Annotated in this window: 12 protein-coding genes and 1 pseudogene; 8 read left to right on the forward strand and 5 right to left on the reverse strand. The window is 67.5% G+C overall.

Annotation, left to right across the window (positions count from 1 at the left end; all coding sequences use genetic code 11):
* The 6 genes and pseudogenes from AB4Z47_RS22545 to AB4Z47_RS22570 all read left to right on the forward strand — a co-directional run.
* A pseudogene (locus tag AB4Z47_RS22545) lies at window positions 1–111 on the forward strand (IS982 family transposase); the annotation flags it as partial.
* Between the two features lie 243 nt (window positions 112–354).
* Window positions 355–1683, forward strand: a complete 1329-nt coding sequence (locus AB4Z47_RS22550) for an IS701 family transposase (protein WP_441953303.1) — start codon at window positions 355–357, stop codon at window positions 1681–1683.
* Between the two features lie 257 nt (window positions 1684–1940).
* On the forward strand, window positions 1941–3464 hold the full coding sequence (locus AB4Z47_RS22555; RefSeq protein WP_441953304.1) for a multicopper oxidase family protein: 1524 nt from the start codon (window positions 1941–1943) through the stop codon (window positions 3462–3464).
* A 97-nt stretch (window positions 3465–3561) separates the two neighbouring features.
* Complete coding sequence (locus AB4Z47_RS22560; RefSeq protein ID WP_441953305.1) at window positions 3562–4293, forward strand: ABC transporter ATP-binding protein; 732 nt, start codon at window positions 3562–3564, stop codon at window positions 4291–4293.
* Entirely contained in the window at window positions 4290–5084 is a 795-nt protein-coding gene (locus AB4Z47_RS22565) for an ABC transporter permease (protein ID WP_441953306.1), read from the forward strand. Before AB4Z47_RS22560 ends, AB4Z47_RS22565 begins: the two co-directional genes overlap by 4 nt.
* The gene (locus AB4Z47_RS22570; RefSeq protein WP_441953307.1) at window positions 5081–5719 is read left to right on the forward strand and encodes a TetR/AcrR family transcriptional regulator; all 639 of its coding nucleotides are present in this window, start codon (window positions 5081–5083) and stop codon (window positions 5717–5719) included. Before AB4Z47_RS22565 ends, AB4Z47_RS22570 begins: the two co-directional genes overlap by 4 nt.
* A gap of 34 nt (window positions 5720–5753) precedes the next feature.
* Here AB4Z47_RS22570 and AB4Z47_RS22575 read toward each other — a convergent pair whose 3' ends face one another.
* The 4 genes from AB4Z47_RS22575 to AB4Z47_RS22590 form a co-directional block, all read right to left on the reverse strand.
* Window positions 5754–6272 (reverse strand): L,D-transpeptidase, encoded by a 519-nt coding sequence (locus AB4Z47_RS22575; protein ID WP_441953308.1) that lies wholly within the window; start codon window positions 6270–6272, stop codon window positions 5754–5756.
* A 269-nt stretch (window positions 6273–6541) separates the two neighbouring features.
* Entirely contained in the window at window positions 6542–6775 is a 234-nt protein-coding gene (locus AB4Z47_RS22580) for a Trm112 family protein (RefSeq protein ID WP_441953309.1), read from the reverse strand.
* A gap of 9 nt (window positions 6776–6784) precedes the next feature.
* A complete protein-coding gene (locus tag AB4Z47_RS22585; RefSeq protein WP_441953310.1) occupies window positions 6785–7378 on the reverse strand; it encodes a GtrA family protein in 594 nt (197 codons plus the stop codon).
* Window positions 7375–9633 (reverse strand): hypothetical protein, encoded by a 2259-nt coding sequence (locus AB4Z47_RS22590; RefSeq protein WP_441953362.1) that lies wholly within the window; start codon window positions 9631–9633, stop codon window positions 7375–7377. Before AB4Z47_RS22590 ends, AB4Z47_RS22585 begins: the two co-directional genes overlap by 4 nt.
* Window positions 9634–9925: 292 nt before the next feature.
* Here AB4Z47_RS22590 and AB4Z47_RS22595 point away from each other — a divergent pair, with 292 nt between their 5' ends.
* Both AB4Z47_RS22595 and rffA read left to right on the forward strand, forming a co-directional pair.
* On the forward strand, window positions 9926–10981 hold the full coding sequence (locus AB4Z47_RS22595) for a glycosyltransferase (protein WP_441953363.1): 1056 nt from the start codon (window positions 9926–9928) through the stop codon (window positions 10979–10981).
* The gene (gene rffA / locus AB4Z47_RS22600) at window positions 10978–12117 is read left to right on the forward strand and encodes a dTDP-4-amino-4,6-dideoxygalactose transaminase (RefSeq protein ID WP_441953311.1); all 1140 of its coding nucleotides are present in this window, start codon (window positions 10978–10980) and stop codon (window positions 12115–12117) included. Before AB4Z47_RS22595 ends, rffA begins: the two co-directional genes overlap by 4 nt.
* A gap of 76 nt (window positions 12118–12193) precedes the next feature.
* Here the strand turns inward: rffA and AB4Z47_RS22605 are convergent, their stop codons facing one another.
* On the reverse strand, window positions 12194–15142 hold the full coding sequence (locus tag AB4Z47_RS22605) for an acyl-CoA synthetase (RefSeq protein WP_441953312.1): 2949 nt from the start codon (window positions 15140–15142) through the stop codon (window positions 12194–12196).
* Window positions 15143–15295: the final 153 nt, after the last annotated feature.

The following is a 15295-nucleotide window of genomic DNA, read 5'->3' on the forward strand; positions in this document are numbered from 1 at the left end:
GGTGTCTGCGTCCGCATCCTGCAACGCCTGCTTGCGCTCACCGCCGCGATCTGGCACAACGACACCACCAACGCACCGATCCACCGGTCACTGACCGCCTACGATCACTGACCAGCGGTGAGACCCACCGCTTGGAATCATTCATCTAGTGGCCGCTGTGACTGTTCAGTGGCTACGCCGCCTGGGCTCGGAGTCAGATCTACTCTCATCGGCATTACCGAGCACTACAGTTGACAATAGTCAGGCTGGATTGGGCGTTGCGATGAAGGCGGCTGACGTGTGTGGGACACGTCGGCGGCCATGTCGGCGTGTCGGGTGATCACGGCGGTGTCGGGCCGCGATGATCGCGGGTTTGTGTCGATCCGATCCGTGCCGCCGGTGCCGAAGTCGTTGCAGCCCTTGCTGGATGCGTTCCGGCCGTGTTTCACCGCCCCCACCTTCTCCACCTTCGTCGCGCTGACGGTCGAGTTGATCGCCGCCCCGGCGCGGCGGACGGTGTGCGGTATGTTCACAGCCGCCCGATCGGGAGGACATCACGCTCGCGCGCACCGGTTCTTCGCTTCTGCGCGCTGGAACCTCGACCAGGACGGGCTGGTGATGCTCGGCCTGGTGGTCGGCTGGCTCACCCCGACCGGCGCCCCGCTGCTGATCGCGGTCGACGACACGTTGTTTCGGCGCAGCGGTAAGAAGGTGCACGGCGCGGTGTGGGCCTACGACGGTTCCCGTCAGGTCGCCAAAGGTCAGGCCAAACTGTCGCGCGGCACAACCTTCGTGGTCGCTGCGGTAGTGGTGGCGCTGCCCTTCGCCGAGCGTCCGATCGCGTTGCCGGTGCTGTTCAGGCTGTGGCGACCCGGCGGGCCGACCAAAACCGTGCTTGCTCGCGAGCTGATCACCCGGATCGCCGCGGCCCGCCCCGACCGCGTCATCGACGTGGTCGCCGACAGCGCCTACGTGTGCAGCACCCTGCGGCGGCTGCCCATGAACGTGACGTTGACCGGGCCGTTGCCCCGTAACGCCGCCCTGTTCGAGGTGCACCCCGACGTCGACGACCCACCCAACATGCGCGGCCGGCGAGGTCGTCCCCGCACCCGGGGCGCGAGGATCGGCACACCGGCCGATCTGGCCGCCGCGCCCGCGGGTGAGCAGGTCGTCGTGACCCGGTATGGCCGCACCGCGACCGTGACCGTGCACGAACGCCGCTGCCTGTGGTACGGCGCGTTCAGATCCCAACCGGTGCGGGACCTGGTGGTACGCGAGCCCCGCCGCCCCGGCCTGGCGCTGCTGACCACCGACACCACCACACCCGCCGCTGAGTTGATCGAACGCTACTCGAAGAGGTGGTCCGTGGAGCTCGCATTTTTTCAGACAAAGCACGTCACCGGGGCCGGGGAGGCCCGCAACCGCACCCGGGCGGCGGTCGAGCGGACCGTCCCGTTCGGGATGCTCACCCAGACCCTCGTGGTCCTGTGGTACCACCTCGCCGGGCATTCACCCGCTGTCGTCACCGAACACCGCCAGCGGTCCCGCTGGTACCTCACCAAAACCCACCCGAGCTATTCCGACATGCTCGCCAAGCTGCGCCGCACGCTCATCGCCGCTCAATATTGTGCCGACCTACCCTCTGACCCGACCCCCGAACAAATTCGGACTATCCGCTTGGCCTGGGAGAACGCCGCGGCCTGACCGCGAAACACGAGATGGTGAATACGAAGACGAGGTCGAAGAACAGTTCGAGCGTCGAGGCCCGCACCTGCCCGCCGGCGGCGGACAGCTCCGCGCTCTGATTGGTCACGGCGGGAGCCTAGAACGCGGGGCGTCACTCCGCGCGTCGAAGCCGAGGTGACCCTGACTGTCACGAGGCGGACATCGTGCGCGAACCAGGGAAGAAATGGGGATGCTCCCGGATGTGTCGTGGCACCGCCGTTTTCTACCGTCATGCCATGTCGTCGAATTCCCAGCCGCGCACGTGGCGGCGGTTGCTTGTCGTCCTCGTCACGTTCCTGACGTTGCTGGTACTACTGATCGGCGCCGGCGTCACATGGGTGTACATCGAGGCGACTGTGTCCACCGTCGGCAGCACGCGATTCGTCGACGAACTCGCTATCCCTCCGCTGGCGCCCTCGCGAATGGAAGCCGACGGGACCCGCACATTCGAACTCGACATGCGCTCGGGGCGAAAGGGATTCCTGCCCGGCCAGGCCACACAGACATGGGGATTCAACGGCGACTATCTCGGGCCGACGCTGCGGGCCAGGCGCGGGGAGAAGGTGGCGGTCGCCGTGCGCAACAACCTGCCGGAGGCGTCCACCGTGCACTGGCATGGAATGCACCTGCCCGCCGCGATGGACGGAGGTCCGCACCAGATGGTGCAGCCCGGCGCCACCTGGACGCCGCACTGGACCGTAGATCAACCCGCAGCGACGCTCTGGTACCACCCACATCCGCATGGCACGACCGAAACGCACGTCCGGCGGGGGCTGGCCGGCATGTTCCTGCTCGACGACGACGTGTCCGCATCCCTCGCCCTCCCCGACACCTACGGCGTGGACGACCTACCGGTGATCGTCCAGGATGTGAAATTCAACGGCGCGGCGTTCGATTCCTCCCACGCGATCTTCCGAGACGTCGGATTCCTCGGTGATCGGACTATGGTCAACGGGACGCTGACGCCATACCGGAACATCGTCGACGAACTCGTGCGCCTGCGCTTGCTCAACGCCTCGACCGCGCGGACCTACACCTTCGGATTTTCCGATGCGCGCCCGTTCTCCCTCGTCGCCACCGACGGCGGCCTGATAGAGCATCCGATCGCACTGGATCGGCTACGGCTCTCCCCCGGCGAGCGGGCCGAGATCGTAGTACGGGTGCGGCCCGGCGAACGAACGGTGTTGCGCAGCAATGAACTCGACGCCGGACTCGGCTTCTGGACACAGCGATTCTCCGGAGGCGACGACACATTCGACATCCTCGAGCTGCGTGCGGCCGACACGCTGCGGCCGTCACCGGACCTCCCAGCAACGCTGGCGCGCCCCGTCGCGCCGGACGGCACCGATTCGGTGCGGGAACGGCGCTTCGAGATGAATCTCGCCGGAATCAACGGCACGCCGATGGCGATGAACCGCATCGATTTCACCGTCACCCGTGGCACTGCGGAGACCTGGGTGGTGCACAACAACGACGGCATGCCGCACAACTTCCATATCCACGACGTCCAGTTCCGGGTGCTCACGGTGGACGGCGGCGCACCGCCCGCCGCGCTGAGCGGCCCGAAGGACACCGTCTTCCTGCCACCCGACGGCACGGTGCGGCTGGCCATGCGATTCGACGGCCCGGCCGATCCGAACTCGCCGTATATGTATCATTGCCATCTGCTATGGCACGAGGACCAGGGAATGATGGGCCAGTTCGCCGTCGTCGAGCCGGGCGAGAGAGCGGGGACGACACCCACTCACCACGGCCACTGACCTCCGGGGACAACACGCGATCGACGCTTGCCCGTTCGTCGCGCCCGCGCTAAATTCATCACATAGTGAATTCAACACTCGATGAATTGAGGCGACGATGTCGCAACCGATGCGAACCCCGGCCGTCGACGTCCGGAACCTGCGAGTCTCCCGCGGCGGCCGCGAAGTCCTGCACGACGTGTCGCTGACCATCCCGCGCGGCTCGATCACCGGACTGCTCGGCCCGTCCGGCTGCGGTAAGACCACGCTGATGCGCAGCATCGTCGGCACCCAGATCGTCGAATCCGGCGATATCTCCGCGCTCGGCCGCCCGGCGGGCTCGGCGGAATTACGCCACCGGATCGGCTATGTCACCCAGGCGCCGAGCATCTACTCCGACATCAGCGTCCGCGAGAACGTCGCGTACTTCGGCGCGCTCTACGGCCGCGACCGCGACGCCATCGACGACGCCATCGTGGCGGTCGGCTTGAACACCCACGCCCACCAGCGCGGCGACGAGCTCTCCGGCGGCCAGCAGACCCGAGCCTCGCTTGCCTGCGCCCTGGTCGCCCAGCCCGAGCTGCTGATCCTGGACGAACCGACCGTCGGCCTGGATCCCGTTCTGCGCGTGGACCTCTGGAAGCAATTCCGCGAATTGGCCGCGGGCGGAACGACATTGCTGGTGTCCAGCCACGTCATGGACGAGGCCGAACACTGCGACCGACTGCTGCTGATGCGCGACGGGCACCTGCTCGCCCAGCTCAGCCCCGACGAGCTCCGCGCGGAGACCGGCGAACAGAACCTGGAGACCGCCTTCCTCACCCTGATCACGATGGGACAGAACGCATGACCGCCACCCTCGAACCCGCGACGCGGCGCATACCGACGCTGCGACCCTACGCCGCGACCACCGGCCGCATCCTGCGACAGCTGCGCAACGACCACCGCACCGTCGCCATGATCCTGGTGGTCCCCGCGCTGCTGATGTCGCTGCTGTACTTCATCTACAAGGACACCCCGACCAACCCGCTGAACTCGGTCTCGCTCTTCGACCGGGTCGGTATCGCCATGCTCGGCATCCTGCCATTCATCGTGATGTTCCTGATCACCGCGATCGCCATGCAGCGCGAACGCACCTCGGGCACGCTGGAGCGGCTGCTGTCCACGCCGTTGTCGAAGCTCGATCTGCTCGCCGGGTACGGCACAGCCTTCTCGCTGGCCGCGGCCGCGCAGGCGGCCGTCGCCTGTCTGGTCTCGTTCGGCCTGCTCGGGCTCGACTCGGCCGGCAGCCCCGGCTGGGTCGTGCTGATCGCGGTGGTCGACGCGGTGTGCGGCGTCGCCCTCGGTCTGCTGGCAAGCGCCTTCGCGCGCACCGAATTCCAGGCTGTACAGTTCATGCCGGTCGTAGTGGCGCCGCAGATCTTCCTGTGCGGCTTGCTCGTTCCGCGCGGCCAGCTGCCCGATTGGCTGGAGGCGATCAGCAACGTGATGCCGTTGAGCTACGCGGTCGACGCGCTGCAACAGGTTTCCTCGCACCCGGAGGTGACCAGCGAGATGTGGCGCGACCTGGCCATTGTCGCCGGGTTCACCATCGTCGCCCTGTGCCTCGGCGCGGCGACGCTACGACGGCGGACGGCGTGACCACAGACAAGGGATCCGACGGCGCCGACCGCCCCACCCGCTCCGGTCGCAGACCAGGACAGTCCGGCGCCCGCGCGGCGATCCTCGCGGCTGCCCGTATCCGCTTCTCCGACGCCGGTTTCGACAAGACCTCGGTCCGCGCGATCGCCACCGATGCCGGTGTCGATCCGGCCCTGGTGCACCACTACTTCGGCACCAAACAGGGGCTCTTCGCCGCGGTGGTGGAACTACCGGTCGACCCGGACACGACGTTGCGGATCATCGACTCGGTGCCGCTGGACCAGTTGGGCGAGAACATCATTCGTGCGGTGGTCGCCGTATGGGACTCCCCAGCGGGTCCCGGGATCGTCGCGGTGGTCCGCAGCATCCTGGCAGGCAACGACGACCCATCGCTGGCCAGGACGTTCATCCTCGAGGTCGTGTTGGAACGAGTCAGGCAGCGCATCGCCACCGCGGACGACGACGGTCGCGCCCGGGTCGCGCTGGTGGGGTCGCAGATGATCGGCGTCCTGGTGGCCCGCAAGATCATCGGCGTCGAGCCGATGGCATCCATGCCGGCCTCTGACCTGGTCGCAACGGTGGGGCCCACGCTCCAGCGCTATCTCACCGGCGACATCGGTCAGAAATCGTCATGATTACCGTGTGGTTGGCACAGACGCGGCGGACCGGTCACTCCACGACTTCGACAATGTCACCGGGATTCAGATACTCGTAGAACGCCTTGGCACCCTCGTGGAGCATCCGGACGCAACCGTGCGACTTCTTCTCGATCGGTCCCACATGGAAAGCGATGTCGCCGTTGAAGAAGACCGCATACGGCATCGGAGCGTTGTGCATTGTGCTCCAGTGGAACTCACGCTTGAACGAAACGCGGAAGACACCGGGCGGTGTCTCATATCCCGGCATCCCGTGCGAAACCGGGGTCGGGCCGTAGGTCACTCGGCCGTCATCCATCAGCCAGGCGTCGTCGGTCGAGAGCCGCAGGCACGCACGGGCCGCCGAAGAGCAGGGCGCTGTGGCCGGTGGGGGCGGTGGGGACGGAATCAGCCCGGGGATACCGGGAATATCCGGGCCGCCCGGCCAGAGCGGTTCGGCCTGCGCGGGCACCGCCATGGCGAATCCCACTGACACGACACCGAAGACGATCGCACATCGAGCTGTCCAGTTACGTAAACGCAAGCTGCTCATTACGCTCCTGACTTCTCTACCCTTTCGCGGCCTGCATCGCTCACCAGGCTGGTCGGACGCCCCTGCACTGGAGCGTCCGGACCTTCTCGAGGTGTAAATGATCATGGCGGACCCCGCTTCGCCCGGTCAATGGCCGCACTCGAACGTGACGGATCCGTTGCCGAGGGGCGTCCTCGCCCACAATCGCGACAGGCGACTCACGGCGAAACAAGGGTGGATGGGCGGGTAGCGGCAGGCTGCGATCGACCAGGAGATGTCTCGAGCAGGGGTCAGGTGTCGGCCTGCGCAGCGGTGAACGCCTCGTGTTCGACGTCGGTCACGTCCCTTGCTTCGTCGGTGAGCAGCACCGGGATGCCGTTCTCGACGGGGTATGCCCGCCGCAGGCGCGGGTTGTAGAGCAGCGTGCTGCCGTCGGCGGCACGGACCAGGTGTAGCGGGCCCTTGTCCTGCGGGCAGGCCAACAGGCTCAGCAGTGTGGCGTCCAACGTGGTGTGCTCAGGCATACGGTGAACCTACCTCCCGTGCACGTCCGGCCGGGAACCGTCCGCGGTGGCCGCGGGCGCGCGGCGAAACGAGATGTGCCGGTGCCCGAAGAAGCTCGCGGCCGCGACCAGCGCCATCACCACGACTGCCGACGGAATGCTGGGCAGGTGCAGGACCGACACGGCTAGCTGGAGCAGCAACATATTCAGCACCAGCCCACCGGAGTTCACGCCGACGAAAGCGAAGAAATCCCGTACCAGGTGCCCACGCACCCGGAACACCAAGGTCCGGTGCAGCACGAACGCGACGACCACGCTGATGCTGTAAGCCGCGGCGGGCGCTACGGCAGCAGGTAGCCGGTCGCCGAGCACCGCGAGCCACATCACCGTCAGGAGCATGCCGAGGGCGGTGTTCGCCACACCGACCATGGCGAACGCGATCTCCTGCCGTCGCACCATCCGCAACAGCGGCCCTGAATCGACGGCCACGGGCGCGGCGAGGTCGACGCCGTCCGGCTCCGCATCTGCCGATTGCGGCGCATCCGAAGCAGGCACAATCCGCGCCGCCTCGCCCCGGTGCCGCCCGTCCGCCGCGCGTGCGCCGACCGGGTCCGCCGCGCTCATCGGACGGCGTCCGCCAGATCGGGCTCGGTGCGTTCCGCGGCAGCGGTGTTCTCCGGCGTCGGCTCCTCGCTCGGTTCGGCGGACTCGTTCGTGCGTCGCCTGCCGCGCACAGCGGCCCACTCCAGCGCGCCGACGCCGAGCAGCCCGAGCAGTGCGGCTGCGCCGCCGATCTTCCAGCCCGGCGGCCGCCAGGTCAGCACCAGGTCGCCGGCCTTCGTACCCGCCGGGATATCCACAGCCACAAAGGTTTTCGCGACCACCCGGAAGGGGATGTCACGGCCGTCGAGGGTCACGCGGTAACCAGGCCAGCCGAGCCGCGCGAACACGACCCAGCCGCCCTCGTCCGAACTCACGCGCACCCGGCTGGTCATATCCGATTCGGCGACCGATGTGGCGGTGCCACCCTGCACAGTGGCGACCCGGCCGTTCCGGGCCGAGATCAGGCCATCTTCGCGTTCCAGCACCGCGATGTACTTCTCATGCCCCGGGTAGTCGACCCACTTCCAACCGGGCGGCGCAGGCTGGTTTCGCGCGTCGGGGTACAGGGCGCGCTGCAACACGACACGGTCGACCATCATCAGGTCGACGATGGTCCTGCCGGTGGTCGGCTCGATCGCGAAAGCGCGCCGGTAGGCGTCGGGGCAGACGCTGGTGTCCCAGCGCATGCACAGCATGTCGCCGAACCAGTAGTGCCCGTTCGGGGTATATCCGCTGACGTACGTCAGCTCGAGGTCTTTGGCGTAGTTGCCGAACACCAGCGACCCGTACGCACCCTGCAGGGTCCGCTCGCCGGGCTGGATCAGCGCACGATCGGCCAGTTGCAGGGTGGTGCCCGGGAAGTCGGGGAAGGCGGCCTTCATCTCTGACCGGTTCTCCGGCAGGTTCCAGCTCATCGGCGTCGGCTGGGCGGCCCACACTTGCAGATACGCGATCGGGAACACCGAAACGATCACCAGCGCACAGGCCGCGACCGTTCCCCGGCTGCGCCCGAGCCACACCACCGCGGCCCCGAGCGCCACCACCGCCAGCGCCGCGACGACGTGCCACACCACCTCGCGGGGAGCCGCCGAGAACGATCGCGCCCAGAGCAGACCGATGAGCACCGCGGCGGCGACACCGCGCCGCCGCCACCCGTCGAAGGTCGCGAACCGACCGAGCAGCACGCACACCAGCACCAGCAGGCCAAGCGCCACCATCGGCAGCACCCGAGCGGGCCAGCGCAGGGGGCCGATGGTGCCGGGTCCGGCGGTCCACATCAGCGCCATCACCGCGAACAACGCGGGCGCGGTGAGCTCACGCGCCGAATCGAGCGCTTTACGCCAGTCGACGAAGGCCAGCGCCGGAATCAGGAACCAGGCGATGTAAACCACCGGCATCGGCTGCACGTAGCCCCACCAGGAGCTGAACGCGGGCAGCGTGCTGGGCAGGCTCGCGTTGAGCGACTCCGACCACGGCACGGTGAGGAACTGATCGTTGTTGATCTGCGCCGTGCCCCGCCAGGTCACCTTCGCCGACAGCATGCTCGGCAGATAGGTCGCAAGACCGGCCAGCGCGGCACAAACCGCCACCGTGAGCAGGCGCAGCGGCGGACGCCATTTCTTCTGGAAGACGAGTTCACCGACCGCGACGGCGCCGATCATCAGACCGGCCTCGACCGCCGGGAAGATGTACTGCACCGAGATGGCCAGGTAGAGGAAGACGAACGTCGGAATCGGCCCGTTGTGTCCACGCGCGTAGCGCACACCGGAGGCCCACGCGTGCACCAACCAAGCCGTGCCGGTCAGCGCGGTCATCCAGCTGGCTTCGTCGAAGAACAGCAACCATCCGGTGAACGGGATGGCACTACCGGCCACCGCCGCCCACGGTGCCTTCGCGCCGTAGGCCAGACAGATCCGGTAGACGCCGAGCCCGAGGATGATGGCAAAGATCAGTTTGACCACGGTGGCATACAACGCGAGGTTGCCGACGGAGGGCGCGATCAGATCGATCAGCAGCTGCGGCGGATTGAGTAGGCCCGCCTCTTCGATGGCGTAGTTGCCCGCCATCCAGTGTTCGGGAACCAGCGCCGGGAACTGCCCTTCGCGCAGGTGTCTGCCGAGCATCACCCACAGCGGCGCGTACTGCGACTCGGTGTCGTCGGTGTAGAAATGCCGGACGTTGGCCAGCAGAACCGCGCCGTACCCCGCGATCACCCCGAGCGCGGTAATGAAGCCCCATGTGTAGACGTCTCGCGAAGCAAGGGTTCTACTTTCCACCACGAGTCACAGACCCTACAGGCAAGCCCTCGCGATGGCACCGTCCGAGGACGCAAAGTCGATGTCGCCGTAGGCTCGGTGACCGCACCGGCCGCGGCACGGGGCGCGCCGGATCGCGTGTTAGAGTTCACGGCGGCTCGGGCTCAGCCACCAGCGACGAGTTCCTGGCACGCCCCGTCGTCGAAAGTCGATCTCGCAAATGCCGATTCCTTCCGCACATACTCCCCGAACCAACCTGGTGGCGTCGAACGTCCTGCCGCCTGCCGGGTCGGATCGTAATGTTTCGGAGCGGGTGCATTCGGTCTCCGTCGTGGTGCCCGTGTACCGGGGCGAACAAACGATCAGCGCACTGGTCGAAGAGCTGGACCGCTACGGCCGGCCGAGTCGCACCAGTGGTGACATCTCGTTCGTCATCGACGAGATCATCCTGGTCCACGACAACGGACCGGATCGCTCCGATGTCGTTGTGCAACGTCTCGCGCGGGAGTTTCCCCAGGTCCGCGCGGTGTGGCTGAGCCGCAACTTCGGCCAGGACGCGGCGACCATCGCGGGCATGGCCGCGGCCAGGGGCGAATGGATCGTCACGATGGACGAGGACGGCCAGCACGATCCCGTCTTCATCGCCGACTTCCTGGATGCGGCGCTGGCTGGACGCGCCGACCTCGTCTACTCCAAGCCGAGCAACACGCGGCCGCACGGCTTGCTGCGGAATCTCACCTCACGCGGCGCGAAGATCGTGCTCGCCACGGTGTTCGCCTTTCCCGATTCGACCAGATTCGAAAGCTTCCGGCTGATTCGCGGCGACATCGGGCGCCAGCTCGCCGAGGTCGCCGCCAACGGCGCCTACCTCGATGTCGCGCTGACCTGGGTGGTCGGCAACACCATCTCGGTACCTGTAGTGCTGCGTGCCGAGGGGCGTGAGGAGTCCGGCTACAACTACCGACGACTGTTCTCGCTGTTCTGGAAGATGGTGCTGTGCAGCGGAACTCGTGGCCTGCGTCTGGTCAGCCTGCTCGGTGTCACGCTTGCGCTGGCCGGCGGGGTCATGGCGGCGGTCATCATCTTCCAGGCATTGTTCGGCGCGAACAACGACCCCGAAGGCTGGGCTTCGATGATCGTCGTGCTGCTGCTCTGCTCGGGTGCGATCCTGTTCTCGCTCGGCCTGATCGCCGAGTACCTCGGCGTGGCACTGCACATCCTGGTCGGCAAGCCGCTCTATCTCACCGTCGACTCGCCCACTCCGCGCCCGGAGGGCATCGAACGGCCGGACAACTTTCAACATCCTGTGACCGAACAAGACACCGCCGCCATAGCAGCGGCCGCGACGGAGAAGGATCAGGGGGAGTGACGACGGACCGCATCATATTCAGTCGGCCGTTCCGCGCCAGCCGCGAGCTTGCGAACCTCGAGGCGGTCTTGAGTTCCGACCACAGCCATGGTGATGGGCAGTTCACCAAGTCGGTCACGGCGAAGTTGAAGGAGATCACCGGCGCACCGCACGCGCTGCTGACCACCTCGTGCACGCATGCCCTCGAACTGGGCGGGCTGTTGCTCGAGCTGGGCCCGGACGACGAGGTCATCGTGCCGAGTTTCGCGTTCACATCGGCCGCGACCTCGGTGGCGCTGCGTGGCGCGACCTGCGTCTTCGTCGACATCGACGAGGAGACGGGCAACATCGACCCCGCCGCCGTCGCCGACGCGATCACCGAGCGCACCAAAGCCGTGCTCGTCATGCACTACGGCGGCGTCGCAGCCGATATGGAGACGCTGCTCGCGGTGGCCGAGCGGCACGGGCTCGCCCTCATCGAGGACAACGCGCACGGACTCGGCGGCACCTGGCGCGGCCGCAAGCTCGGCACCATCGGCACGATGGGCACGCAGAGTTTCCACGACACCAAGAACGTGCACTGCGGCGAGGGCGGCGCATTGCTGCTCTCCGACGACATCCTGATGGCGCGCGCGGAGATCATGCGGGAGAAGGGGACCGACCGGGCCCAGTTCCTCCGCGGTCAAGTGGACAAGTACTCGTGGCAGGACATCGGCTCCAGCTACCTGCCGAGTGAACTCAACGCCGCGGTACTCGACGCCCAGCTGGACGAATTCGACATGATCCAGCGGCAGCGCCACCGGGTATGGGACACCTACGCGGCCGCGTTACCCGACTGGGCCCGGCGCAGGGATGTCCAGCTCATGCGGGTGCCACCGGATCGCGAGCACCCCGCGCACCTGTTCTACCTGCGGATGCCGACCGAGGCGAGCCGCGACAGCATGATCAGGCACCTGGCCGGGCAGGGCATCGTGGCGCCGTTCCACTACATCCCGCTGGATTCCAGCCCGGCGGGGTTGAAGTACGGCCGCACACCGGTGCCGTGCACACGCAGCGCCCGGTTCTCGGCGACGATCGTGCGGTTGCCGCTGTATCCGATGCTCACGACCCAGCAACTCGACCGCGTCATCGGCGGCGTCACGACCTACACGGGGTGAACCGGGTGCTCTGACCGATCCGACCCCTGCCGCAGTTCCCGGGCAAGGGGTCGGCTTCGTTCCAGGCGCCGACGCGTCAGCCGCCGAGTACGACGCGCGCCTGGTCCTCGGTGAGGACCTCATAGGCCTCCGACGCCCGGTTGTACCACCAGGTGTCGGGCCCTGGCCGCGGCCGACCGGCATCTTGCACCACCCGGGCGGAGGGTCGGTAGGACGCACTGCGCGGGATCTCGTCCACCACGTAGACCAGGTCGGGACGCTGGTCGGGGTCCAGCGCCCGCAGCGCCTCGGTGAGGTCCTCGGGCTCGAGCCGGAAACCCTTGCGCACGGTCACGGCGCCCACCGCGATGCACTGGTCGCCGACGCCGAGCCCATAGGCGCCCTCCATGTCGACGGCGGTGATGTCGTTGAGCACATCGACGATCGGCTGGCCGAAGACCGGCCCGCGGCGGGTGCGGATCACCGTGTCCGTACGGTCCATCAGCCAGTAGTCGCCGTCGCTGTCGCGGCGGAACAGGTTCTCCGTCGGCATCCACGAGTCGCCCGGGGCGAACACACCGCGCAGACCGCCCGCCGAGAGGTCGACGCCCTCGGAGGCCTTACCGATCAGGAGACCGACCTCGTTGTCCGCGCAGCGCAGGGCGAAGCCGGACCGGTCGACCAGGATCCGCTCGGTGACCGGGTCGTAGGCGACGAGTTCGACTTTCGCGGTGCCTGGCACGGGCCTGCCTTTGCAACCGCGCTTGGCACCGGTCACGTTGGCGAGCACCACGTCGCCCTCGATCGAGGCGTAGAACTCGAGCACCCGAGCAGGCTCGAACTGCTCGACGGTGCGCCGCCACAACCCGGGCGGCATGCCGGAGCCGATGAACAGACGGATCGGGTGGCGATGCCCGGCCGGGAAGACCCCCGCATCCAGGATGTCGCGCAGCATTGTCCAGGTGTAAGTCACTACGGTGACGCCGTAACGGTGTACCTCTTCGGCGAAGCGTTCCGGGTCGAGCGAACGGGCCAGCGCGATCCGGCTGCCACCCGCGACCGCCCCGCCGAGGCTGACCAGCAATCCGGACGAATGGTGCAGCGGCGCAAGGCAGTACACCGTGTCCCGGTGGTCGAGGTCGGCGGTGGTCGCGGTGCCGAACGCCGACAGCGCCCAACGGTGGTTGGTGATGTACTTCGCCTCCAGCCGGTTGCCGCTGCCGGCGACGAGCACGAACGCCAGCTCCCGCGCCAGACCGGGATCCGGCCGATACCACGCGGGAAGCTGCACCTGGGTGGGGTCGATCTGCTCCAGGTCGATCACCTCGTCGCCGCTGGGGATCGCCAGCTCGCGGGCGTCGCCGCCACCGAGCACCAGCACCCGGGCTCTGGTCGCGGCGGCCTGCCGCAGGTTCTCCGGGTCGGCGACGAGGGTGTCGACACCGGTGAGCTCGATCGCCCGATCCAGTTCGCTGCCCGGGGCGAGCAGCACCGCCACCGCGCCGAGCCTGGACAGCGCCGCGACCGTGGCGAGCGCGCTGGGCCGGGTCTCCATCACCACGCCGATCCGCATCGCAGGCCGCACTCCGACCGAGATGAGGCCGCGCACCACGCTGTCGATACGCACGTTGACGGCCGCGTTGGTGTGCACCCGGTCGTCGAACAGGAACAGGTCTTTCATCGGTGCGCGGCGCGCCTGCTCGGCCAGCAGCCGCCCGAGCGAGATCCGGGTGTGCGGCTGGATCATGCCGAGGCGGGTCAGCCGGGGCAGCGCCCGCGCGGCCTCACCGGCCAGCTCGATCGACCCGCGCACCGTGTTGCCCGCGATGCCTTCCAGTGCCTTCCCCACCCCGGCGCCCGCCTCGGCGAGGGTCGCGGCGGTGTGCACGACGCGGGTGGCCGCCGAACGTGGACGATTGTTCGCCACGTGCTCGGCCATCGGGACGATCTCTGCCGGCAGCGGCTTGTCGCGGCTCATCCAGTCAACCCACTGCCGAACCAGCGGCCAGGTGTGCTTGGTCGCCATACTTCCCGCCACCAGGCCGAAGTGCCCGGTGGGCAGGGTTGCCTCGTACACCTCCGCGTTCGGGGCCGCCCGCACGATACCGCGGACCGCCGCGGGTTGGCCGATGTCGTCGACCTCGCCGAGGAACGCCAGGATCGGGCATTTCAGTTCGGCCAGCGAGATCGGCTGATCACGGATCACGAATCCGCCGAGCATCAACCGGTTGTGCGCGACGAACTGCTTGAGCAGATCCGCCGCGGCCGGACCCGCGTAACCGACCCAGCCGTCACTGTTGAGGAAGCGGCGTTGGCGCTCCTTCGGCAACAGGGCCTCGCGGTCGTGCAGCTGGCGCAGGAAATCGATCCTGGACTTGGCCGTCTTCATCGGGTCGAGCAGCTGGAAGCCGATCCGCACCATGGCGTCGGTGATCGGCAGCCGCGTGACCACGTGGTCGGCCAGGAAGTCGGCGACGTCGGAAACCATTCCGTAGGGCAGCCCGAACGGCATGCCCGCGACGATGTCGACCGGGCTGCCGAAGGTCACGATGCTGTTCACCCCCTTGCCGTACCGGTAGGCAGTGGTCTGGTAAGCGAACATGCCGCCCTGCGAGTACCCCATCAGGTGCACGCCGCTGCCGGTGGCCTCGGTGACAGTGTCGATGGCACTGCTGACCGCGAGCACGTGGTCGGCGAGGTCGCGTTCCCAGCCGCCCTCCTCGCTCGCCGGCGAGCCGAAATCGACCACCCAGCAGTCGATTCCGCCGTGATGCAGGATGCCCACAGCGCCGTCGTCGGCGTTCACGTCCCAGATGTCGGCGCTGACCATGAGCGGGGGAACGAGCAGGGCGACGGGACGGCCGGGGGTGGTGTCGTCGGGGAAGTAATGGCGCAACCGGTACATGCGTCTGCGCTCCACAACCTCGAACGGAGACGACTCCACGTCATTTGTCAGGCCGCCGAAGCGGATGACCTCGAGGCCGTTCTGCGCGGTCGACATCAACCGCTGCACGGACCCCATCACATCCTTCGCACTGATCTTCACGATCGCTCCTGGCCCTACCCTAGAAAGTGACCCATATCACACACCCTGGTGTGTTCAGACGAGCTTGCCACACCGCATGTCCATTATGTGTCCGCTGTGACCCGATCCATGCCAGATAGCCCATGGTCAAACCGCTCGAGACGTTGATGGACT

This window comes from Nocardia sp. 2TAF39, assembly GCF_052114905.1.
Lineage (GTDB): Bacteria > Actinomycetota > Actinomycetes > Mycobacteriales > Mycobacteriaceae > Nocardia.